Consider the following 8,250-nt stretch of genomic DNA (forward strand, 5'->3'; position numbering starts at 1 on the left):
TAGTCAGCGGCGTTCTCCCGCAGCCGCCTCAGCATCAACGCAAGATGCAGCCGGAACCGACCGCCCGCCGAGTCGAGCTCGAACCCGAGCACCGACTCGACGCGGGCGAGACGCGCGGTCATCGTGCTGTGGTGCCGGTGCAACGCCGCCGCGGCCTTGCGCACCGAAGCCGTGGCGCACAACGCGTCCAGCATCGTGATCATGCCGGGCTCCGCGGCCAGCCGGTCGAGCGCGCGCACGTCGGGCAACGCATCGATGTCCGCCAGGGCGACCTGCTCGGCCAGAAGTGCCAAGCCACCAAGCTTTTCCCACCACACCACCGGATCACTGTCCGATGTGTACCGCAACGCCGTCCGCGCGGCCTGCCACGACTTGGCCGCGTCGATCGCGGGCAGCGACGGGCCGACCCCGAGCCGTCCGGTGGTCTCCGGGACCTCGGTGGTCAGCACCGCGCGCACGGCCCCCAGCAGCACCGACCGTCCGGGCACCTCCCCGGTGGCCGCCAGCACGCGCAACGGCGTCGTGGCGGCGATGCCGAGCAGATGCAGCGCGCGAGAACGTTCCGCCGTGCCGACGCCTTCGGACAGGACGAGCTCGATCAGCGCGGGATCGCCCAGTTCCGGCAAGGGCACGCTGGAGTGTTCGAGCAGCACGGCGGCGGCGATCGCGAACCGTTCCAGCAGCATGTCGTCCAGCGGTGCGGGCGCGCCCTGCCGGGCGACCCAGACCTCCACACCACCTTCGAGCGCGCGGACCGAGGCCTTCGCGGGCACCGGACCCGCCGTGACCGCGCCCCCGGCGTCGGCGCGCAGCTGAAGGCCCTGGCCGAGCGCGTGCAGGCCGACCGGGCATCCGGCGAGTTCGGACGTGCTGCGCACCAACGCGTCCAGGCCCGCGCGTTCGGTGATCAGGCGATCGAAGAACCCGATCACCCTCACCGCGCTCTCGGCGTCGGCGTCCAGCCCGGACAACCTCAGCAGCAGGCCCTTCATCCCGTCACCATAGCCCCGACAGGTGGCTGTCCGGATGTCCGAATCGCCCGCCACGTGTCGGCTGCCCGCACCGCCGTTCCGAGCCGAGGATTGGTCCCATGAGCTACGACCTGGATCCCGAACTGCTGCCCTGGCTCGACATGCTGCCGCAGGTGACCATGACCGACTACGAGGCGCTGGTCGCCGCCCGCACCCAGCAGTCGGAGCTGGCGAACCTCATCCCGGTGTACGAGCCGGCCCACCCGATCGACGTCCGCGACGAGACGGTTCCCGGCCCCTCCGGCGCCCCGGACGTGCGGGTGCGCGTCTACGGCCGGGCCGGTCGCGAGAACCCCGTGCCCGGCCTGGTGTACATCCACGGCGGTGGGTTCGTCCTCGGCAGCGTCGAGATGTTCGAAGCGCACGTGCTGAAGCTCGTGGACCAGCTGAACATCGTCGTCGTGTCCATCGACTACCGGCTCGCTCCCGAGCACCCGTTCCCGGCGCCGGTCGAGGACTGCTACGCGGCCCTCACGTGGACGGCGGCCAAGGCCGGCGAGCTCGGCATCGATCCGGCGCGGCTCGGCATCGCCGGCGAGAGCGCGGGTGGCGGGCTCACCGCCGGAACCGTGCTGCTCGCGCGCGACCGCGGCGGCCCCGAGCTCGCCTTCCAGCTCCTCGGCATCCCCGAACTCGACGACCGGCTCGACACCGACTCGATGCGGGACTACGTCGACACCCCGCTGTGGAACCGTCCCAACGCGATCTACAGCTGGACCGCCTACCTGGGCACCGAACCGGGCGGCGACGACGTCTCGCCGTACGCCGCCCCGGCCCGTGCCACCGACCTGTCCGGTCTCCCGCCCGCGTTCGTCACCACCTGCCAGTACGACCCGCTGCGCGACGAAGGCGTCGAGTACGCGCGACGGCTCGCGCACGCGGGTGTACCGACCGAGCTGCGCCTGTACCCCGGCACGTTCCACGGTTCCTCGCTCGTCGAGAGCGCGGAGATCTCACGCCGGATGTTCGCCGACGAGGTGGACGCGTTGCGCCGCGGTCTGAAGGTCACAGACTCCCGGTGACCGTGCTGCCGGACTTGGTCACGTAGTAGGTGACGGTGGCGCCACTCCAGTAGTGGAACGTCAGCGTCACCCGCGCGTTGTCGTTGACCTCGGCGAAGAACTCCGGGGTCAGCGTCGTCACGCCGGTCGTGTAGTTCGGCGCGAACGTCCGGTCGAACTCCTTGAAGGAGGTCCAGTTGTGCGGGCCGGCGTTCGACCCGTCGGCGTACTTCGCCTCCATCGTGGCGAGCAGGTCGCCGCGGAAGGTGGTCGGGATCGCGAACGACCCGGTGGTGCCGGTCGCGGCGGACAGCACGGGTGTGTCGTGGGTGATGAGGTTGACCCGCCACGGCACACCTGCGGAGAAGTGGGCCGTCAGCACGGCGTTCGTGCCGTAGGCACGTGATCCGCTCAGCCTGGTCATCGCCGCGGCGGTCAGGGTGAGCTGGTCGCCCGAGATCGTGTAGTCGGTGCCCCGCACCAGTTCGGTCGTGCCCTGACGCAGGCCGGTGAACGTGGTTCCGTTGGTGTTCAACGTGATCGTCTTGGCGGTGACGGCGCTCGACCGGGCGCTGAAGACCTGGTCGGACGACGCCGTGCCGGAGCGGGTGGTCCAGCTCGACTTGATCTGCGCGGCCAGTTCGGGGTCGCTCCACTGGAAGGACGTGCGGCCGAGGTGCTGGCCGTTGTCCCACAGCATCGTGGTGATCTTCTTGGTGCGCGCGTAGTAGCCGAAGTGCTCGAAGAACTTCAGCTTCTCGCCCTGTTCGATCGTGCCGGTGTGGCGGTCGAACCCGAGCAGCCCGTACTCACCGAGAATCACCGGGACGCCGCGCGCGACGAAGGTGTTGTGCACGCGGTCGAACGAGTCGGTCAGGTCCTTCTGCGCGGTGGCGTCGTACCGCGTCCCGCCGGCCACGTTCACGCTGAACGGCCAGTAGCCGTAGTAGTGCACGGTCGCGGCCAGGTTCGGGTCGCCGAACCCGCGGATGGACGTCGCCAGCTCGTCGAGGCGAGCCTGCTCGGACGACGTGTGCAGGGTGGGCAGCACCAGGAGGCGGTTCGCGTTGTTGCCGCCCGAGCGCCGCACGATGTCGCGGAAGGACGCGTTCAGCTCGTGCAGCAGCTGTGCGTTCTGGGCGTCACCCGAACTGCCGGTGAACTGCGGCTCGTTCACGCTCTCGAACACGAGCTTGCCCGGCGAGTCGCGGAAAGCGGTGGCCAGCTGCGTCCAGATCGCGTTGTAGCGGGTGAGCACGCCGGTGCGGTCGGACGGCATGGCCGCGATCCACTGCCACGAGTCGTGGTGGATGTTGATCATCACGTGGAAGCCGTCCGCCAGCGCCCAGCCGACGACCTCCTTGACGCGGTTCAGGTACGCCGCCTCGATCACGTGGCTCTGGCTCTGGTGCTGGCCCCACGTGACGGGGATGCGGATGCTCTTGAAGCCCTGCGCCTTCACGTTGTCCAGCAAGGCCTCCGTGACGCGCGGGTTGCCCCAGGACGTCTCGTCGCTGCCGGTGGAGTCCAGCGTGTTGCCGAGGTTCCACCCCGGCTGCATCGCCGCCACCTGCGCCATCGCGTCGCCCGGCACCGGGTTCCCGGTGGTGGTGGTCGTCGTGGTGGTCGTCGTCGTGGTGGTCGGCGGTGTGCCCGGGTCGCCGGTGCACGTGACCCCGTTGAGGGAGAACGACTGCGGTGCCGTGTTGGTGCCGGACCAGCTGCCGTTGAAACCGAAGGACACCGAGGCGTTCGGCTCGATCACCGCGTTGTAGCCGGCGTTGACGGCGGTGGCGTCGGCGCCGGACGACGTGACGGTGGCGTTCCACGCCTGAGTCACCCGCTGGCCGGACGGCCACGTCCAGGTCAGGCGCCAGCCGTCGACGCGCTCACCGAGGTTCGTCACGGAGACGTTCGCGGTGAACCCGCCGCTCCACTGACTCGGCACCGCGTAGTCCACCTTGCAGCCCGGCGCCGCCGCGGCCGGGGCCGCGACCGCCAGGCCGATGCTCGCGGCCACCGAGACGAAAGCCGCCATGAGCGCGAAGCCGCGCCTTCTGGTCATGACACACCTCCCGATTCTGGGAGCGTTCCCAGGTGGCCGGACTGTAGTGAGCCGCGATCGAGGCGGACAGACGAGCCGTCGAATCGAGTCGAACGCGGAAACGCCTCTGTCGCACTGCTTTCGTGACCGTTACAGTCCCCAATCTGGGAGCGCTCCCAGATTCGTCCGAACTCCTGTCATCGGAGGCTGACGTGCACGGACGCAGAGCTGTCACAGCCGTCCTCGTCGCGGTGCTCGCGGTGGTGGCCGGCCCGCTGGTCTCACCTTCGGCGGCCGCCCCGGCGTTCAACTACGGGGAGGCGCTGCAGAAGTCGGTCTGGTTCTACGACGCCCAGCGTTCGGGCAAGTTGCCCGCGAACAACCGCGTGAGCTGGCGCGGGGACTCGGCACTGCGCGACGGCGCCGACGTCGGCCTCGACCTGTCCGGCGGCTTCTACGACGCCGGCGACCACGTGAAGTTCGGGCTGCCCTTCGCGTTCAGCGTGTCGATGCTCGCCTGGGGCGCCGTCGAGAACCGGGCCGCCTACGTGAGCTCCGGCCAGCTCCCCCACCTCATGGCGAACCTGCGGCACGGCACCGACTGGATCATCAAGGCGCACCCGTCCCCGAACGTCGTCTACGGGCAGGTCGGCGCGGGCAACCCCGACCACGCGTGGTGGGGGTCGGCGGAGGTAATGCCGATGGCCCGACCGTCGTACAAAGTGGACAGTTCGTGTCCCGGCTCCGACCTCGCCGGCGAGTACGCGGCCGCGATGGCCTCGGCGTCGATGGTCTTCAAGGACACCGACCCGACCTACGCGGCCACTCTGCTCACGCACGCCAAGCAGCTCTACACCTTCGCGGACACCTACCGCGGCAAGTACAGCTCGTGCATCACGGACGCCGCGAGCTTCTACAACTCCTGGAGCGGCTACCAGGACGAGCTCGTCTGGGGCGCCATCTGGCTGCACCGCGCCACCGGTGACGCGAGCTACCTGACCAAGGCGAAGGCGGAGTACCAGAAGCTCGGCACCGAGCCGCAGAGCACGGAACGCTCCTACAAGTGGACCATCGCCTGGGACGACAAGTCCTACGGCGCCTACGTCCTGATGGCGAAGCTGACCGGTGAGCAGACCTACATCACCGACGCCAACCGCTGGCTGGACTTCTGGACAACCGGGTACAACGGCAACCGGGTGCGCTACTCCCCCGGCGGTCAGGCGGTGCTCGACAGCTGGGGGTCGCTGCGGTACGCCGCCAACACCGCGTTCGCGGCGCTGACCTACTCGGACTGGCTGTCCACACGCGACAGTGCACGTGCCAGGACCTACCACGACTTCGGGGTGCGGCAGATCAACTACGCCCTCGGCGACAACCCGCGCAACGCGAGTTACGTCGTCGGGTTCGGCACCAACCCGCCGCGCAACCCCCACCACCGGGGCGCGCACGGCTCGTGGGCCGACAGCATCCAGGAGCCCGCTGTCAGCCGGCACGTGCTCTACGGCGCGCTGGTCGGTGGTCCCAGCACCAACAACGACGCCTACACCGACAGCCGCAGCGACTACGTGATGAACGAGGTCGCCCTCGACTACAACGCGGGCTTCACCGGTGCGCTCGCCCGCCTGTACGGGGAGTTCGGCGGCACTCCGCTCGCCTCCTTCCCGGCCGCGGAGACCCCGGACGGCCCCGAGCTGACCGTGCAGGCGTCGGTGAACCAGAGCGCCGCCCAGTTCACCGAGATCAAGGCGTTCGTGCTCAACAAGAGCGCGTGGCCGGCGCGGACGTTCAACGGCACGCTGCGCTACTACTTCACGCTCGACGGCTCCACCACGCCCGGCCAGATCACGGTCACCACGAACTACAACCAGTGCGGCACACCCGGCGCGCCGGTGCAGCACAGCGGCGCCGTGTACTACGTGGAGATCCCGTGCACCGGCGTGGCTCCGGCCGGGCAGTCCGCGTACCGCAAGGAGGTCCAGTTCCGCATCACCAGCGCGGGCTCGTGGGACCCGGCCAACGACTGGTCCCACACCGGCCTCGGCAGCGGCAACACCGTCGCCCAGACCGACCGGATCACGCTGCGCCAGGACGGGAGGACCGTGTGGGGCAACGAGCCCGGCGGCGCCGTGGAGGACAGCGAGCCACCGTCGGTCCCGAGTGGACTGACCGCCTCCGACGCCGGTCCGACGAGCGTCACGCTGACCTGGACGGCCTCGGCCGACAACGTCGGGGTGGCCGGGTACGACGTGCTCAGCGGCACTACCGTCACGGCATCGGCGACCACGACCAGTCTGCGGGTCACCGGCCTCACGCCGGACACGCCGTACTCGTTCTCGGTGCGCGCCCGGGACGCGGCGGGCAACGTGTCCGCTGCCAGTGCTCCGGTCGCCACGCGCACCCTCCCCGGCGTCGCCGCCACCCTCACGGTGCAGCACAAGGGATCCGGCGCGGCCACGACGAACCAGATCGGCGCCACGCTCCAGCTGACGAACCGCGGCACGGCGCCGGTCAGCCTCACCACCACGACGATCAGGTACTGGTTCACCGGCGACGCGCCGTCGGCGACCTACCAGGTGTGGTGCGACTGGGCGCAGATCGGATGCGCCACCGTGCAGGCACGGGTGGTCAAGCTGCCGGCCGCGCGCACGGGCGCCGATGCGTACGTCGAGATCTCCTTCGGCTCCGGCAGCCTCGCCGCGGGAGCGAGCACGGGCGACATCCAGGTGCGCGTCGCGAAGTCCGATTGGTCCTCTTTCGACCAAACCAACGACCACAGCTACCGCGTCAGCAACGCACTCACCGACTTCGACAGGGTCACCGCCCACACCGGCGGTTCCCTCACGTGGGGCACCGAGCCCTGACGAACTTCGGGGCGGGACGTTCTGCACGGCACAGGCGTCCCGTCCCGTTCCCAATCGCGGTCGCGCTCTCACGAACCCGACACACGAGCGTTTCGTCACACCGGATCACCGTCGCGGACTCCTACGATGAGCGTCATGACGGAGATCGACCGGCAGCGAAGGCCCGGCCCGCGGATCGAAGAGGTCGCCCGGCTGGCCGGCGTGTCCAAGTCGACGGTCTCCAGGGTGATCAACGGCGAGCAGTACGTGAGCGCCAAGGCCCGCGACGCCGTGCACACGGCGATCACCCACCTCAAGTACAGCCCGAACCAGGCGGCCCGCTCCCTCGCGGGCAACAGGGCGAACGCCATCGCGCTGATCGTCTCCGAGCAGGGCAGCAGGGTGCTCGGTGACCCGTTCTTCGCGGGGGTGCTGCGCGGCGTGCACGCGGAGCTCACCGGGCGGCGCATCCAGCTGCTGCTGATGCTGAGCCGGCCGGAGGACCACGACGACCTCCTCGCCTACCTGGCGAGCGGCCACGTCGACGGCGCACTGCTGGTGAGCCTGCACGGCGACGACCCGCTGCCGCTCCGGCTCCAGGAGTTCGGCCTGCCGGTGGTGGCCGGCGGCCGCCCCCTCGCGGCGGGCTCCGTCCCGTTCGTCGACTCGGACAACTTCACCGGCGGCCTCGACGCCGTGCGGCACCTGGTCTCACTGGGACGCACCCGCATCGCGACCGTGGCGGGCCCGCGCGACATGGCGGCGGGCCTCGACCGGCTCAGCGGCTGGCGACGAGGCCTCGGCGAGGCGAAGCTGTCCGCGGACCTCGTGGCGGAGGCCGACTTCACGCCCGAGAGCGGCGCCATCGCCATGTCGGAACTGCTCGACCGCGCCCCCGGCATCGACGCCGTCTTCGTCGCCGCCGACATCATCGCCCTGGGCGTGCTGAAGGTGCTGCACGCCCGCGGCAGGCGTGTGCCCGAGGACGTGGCGGTCGTCGGGTTCGACGACTCACTGCTCGCGTCCACCGCGACCCCGCCGCTCACCACCGTCCGGCAGGACGTCGAGCAGCTCGGCCGCACGATGACGTGGCGGCTGCTGGGCGAGCTGGCGGGCGACTCCGGACTTCCGCCCTCGCTGCTGCTGCCTACGTCGCTGGTGCTCCGCGCTAGCGCCTGATCCGGCGCGAGCCCTGGGCGGCGGTGCCAGCAGGACGGTGGTGCCAGCAGGGCGGCGGTGCCAGCAGGGCGGCGGTGCCAGCAAGGCGGCGGTGCCAGCAAGGCGGCAGTGCCAGCAAGGCGGCAGTGCCAGCAAGGCGGCAGTGCCAGCAAGGC

The 8,250-nt window shown here is 70.3% G+C and carries 5 protein-coding genes; 3 read left to right on the forward strand and 2 right to left on the reverse strand.

Annotation, left to right across the window (positions count from 1 at the left end):
- A partial coding sequence (locus SK571_RS45770) for a helix-turn-helix domain-containing protein (RefSeq protein WP_319990365.1) occupies window positions 1–992 on the reverse strand: 992 nt, incomplete at its 3' end.
- A gap of 98 nt (window positions 993–1,090) precedes the next feature.
- Between SK571_RS45770 and SK571_RS45775 the strand changes: the two genes are divergently transcribed.
- Window positions 1,091–2,053: an alpha/beta hydrolase gene (locus SK571_RS45775; RefSeq protein WP_319990366.1), complete on the forward strand. Its 963-nt coding sequence runs from the start codon at window positions 1,091–1,093 to the stop codon at window positions 2,051–2,053.
- On the opposite strand, the gene SK571_RS45780 is transcribed toward SK571_RS45775, so the two are convergent.
- Window positions 2,037–4,097 (reverse strand): cellulase family glycosylhydrolase, encoded by a 2,061-nt coding sequence (locus SK571_RS45780; protein WP_319990367.1) that lies wholly within the window; start codon window positions 4,095–4,097, stop codon window positions 2,037–2,039. The genes SK571_RS45775 and SK571_RS45780 overlap by 17 nt on opposite strands.
- A 191-nt stretch (window positions 4,098–4,288) precedes the next feature.
- On the opposite strand from SK571_RS45780, the gene SK571_RS45785 reads away from it, so the two are divergent.
- Both SK571_RS45785 and SK571_RS45790 read left to right on the forward strand, forming a co-directional pair.
- Window positions 4,289–6,937 (forward strand): glycoside hydrolase family 9 protein, encoded by a 2,649-nt coding sequence (locus SK571_RS45785; RefSeq protein WP_319990368.1) that lies wholly within the window; start codon window positions 4,289–4,291, stop codon window positions 6,935–6,937.
- Between the two features lie 135 nt (window positions 6,938–7,072).
- The gene (locus SK571_RS45790) at window positions 7,073–8,095 is read left to right on the forward strand and encodes a LacI family DNA-binding transcriptional regulator (protein WP_406602117.1); all 1,023 of its coding nucleotides are present in this window, start codon (window positions 7,073–7,075) and stop codon (window positions 8,093–8,095) included.
- Window positions 8,096–8,250: the final 155 nt, after the last annotated feature.

The organism is Lentzea kristufekii (genome assembly GCF_033949925.1).
GTDB lineage: Bacteria > Actinomycetota > Actinomycetes > Mycobacteriales > Pseudonocardiaceae > Lentzea > Lentzea kristufekii.